The sequence below is a fragment of the Stenotrophomonas maltophilia group sp. RNC7 genome (assembly GCF_030910085.1).
Taxonomy (GTDB): Bacteria; Pseudomonadota; Gammaproteobacteria; order Xanthomonadales; family Xanthomonadaceae; genus Stenotrophomonas; species Stenotrophomonas sepilia.
Window position 1 is genome coordinate 1 of record NZ_JAVFVN010000756.1, and the last position, 1,520, is coordinate 1,520.

The window sequence follows — 1,520 nt, forward strand, 5'->3', positions numbered from 1 at the left end:
ATGAAGTGCCGGTGCAGTGCATTACACACAAGTCTTGTGGAAGAAAGCAGGTGCGGAAACTCTTGGTCCTGAATTATCACGTATTGAAGGCCCGCCCATATGTTCTCGGATCGTTCCTCTGCCTGCGCTTCGTGGATGGCTGCCTGCGCCGCTTTATACGCCTGCTTTACTCGAATGCACCAATCGGCATAGGCATCAGGATCGGAAGCATTGACGCCACCAATCTGTTCGTAATGCGCCCCAGGCGATCCGATTGCCTTCTGATACGAGTTATACAGATCGATGTAGCGCGTTGCTGCTTCATACTGATCCTGACTGATGCCCTCGCCTCGGCCAGCCATCGCCAGACGGCCAAGGTACGAGCCTGTGCGCGGATCGCGGGCCATGTCTGCCGGTACGCCGTAATGCCTCATCCTTGCCTCCATCGCCACTTTGGCCGGGTCTTCTTTCAGTCTGGATGCCCTGCCGTTGGGTTCACGGAGTGGAACATCCTTCTTTGGCCTTCCTCTTGATCGCTTGGCTTGAAGTTTCGCCGCCTTCGTCCTCGCCATGTCCGTTCCTCGCTGCCTCAGTACTTCGCCAAAATCCAAAACCAAGCCACTATCGCGAAAGCCACACCGACGATTGCGAATGACGCTGGCCAGCCAATACCGTTCATAATTGCGTGATTGATCGCTTCGTCCATCGCCCTCTCCTATGCCGCTTGTTTGGAAAGGACCAATTCGCCGCGTTCGATCATCTCATCCATGACTTGGACGGCGTAAACGCACGTGGAATGGTCCCTGTTGAAGATTTTGCCGATCTGGGGGAAGCTCAAACAGCGCTCGTGTCGTAGGCGCCACATTGCTATCCTACGCGGCAGAATGAACGGCTTTGACCGCCCGCAACCTACCAAGTCCTGATAGGTCAGGCCGTACTCGTGGGCCACATCACGAACCAGCATTTTGCTGCGGTTGATGACCGTCACCCTCGGCTCGTCAACAATTGCGGCATCGCCAGCATCGCGAACGTGTATCTTCTCAAATTCTGATATCAACGGCTCCTGATGTGTGGAGGCAGCGATGCGCTCCAGTCTCTCCGCATTCAAGCGCTCGATGCGCTCGGCTTCTCGCTTTGCAAAAAGTGCCTTGACCGCTCTGTCAGTGTTTCGTGAGTAAGCTGCCGCGTACATTAGACTGCCTCCGGGTATCCATCATCGGTCGGTACAGAGCAGGCCCTCATCACCCTCTTCTCCATCCGATCCAGACGCTTGTTGATGTTTCTGCGGAATCTCGCAAAGGTCCAATCCAGACCATCTGCAACGTATGTTGCGGTCTTCATTCGTTTCTTGAAAACGTTTGCCGACATGCTCCCCTTGAGGCGATTGCAGGCAAGGCAGCACGGGAAAATATTGCTGCGGTCATCGCGACCACCTTTGCTCTTTGGGAAGTAATGATCAGCCGTTACCGTCTTTGCTGTCAGAGGTTCATAGCAGTAAGCACACTTCCCACCGAACTCCTGCAGCCGCGCATGTCGAGTGG

3 protein-coding genes are annotated in these 1,520 nt (G+C 54.9%); all 3 read right to left on the reverse strand.

The window, feature by feature from the left end; translation table 11 throughout:
* Nucleotides 1–551 (reverse strand): hypothetical protein (locus tag RCF13_RS17880; protein ID WP_308141419.1); only part of this gene is annotated, 551 nt, incomplete at its 3' end.
* A 143-nt stretch (nucleotides 552–694) separates the two neighbouring features.
* Nucleotides 695–1,171 (reverse strand): helix-turn-helix domain-containing protein, encoded by a 477-nt coding sequence (locus RCF13_RS17885; RefSeq protein ID WP_308141420.1) that lies wholly within the window; start codon nucleotides 1,169–1,171, stop codon nucleotides 695–697.
* Nucleotides 1,171–1,520, reverse strand: a 350-nt coding sequence (locus tag RCF13_RS17890) for an HNH endonuclease (RefSeq protein ID WP_308141421.1), incomplete at its 5' end; no start/stop codon positions are given. The genes RCF13_RS17885 and RCF13_RS17890, both read right to left, overlap by 1 nt.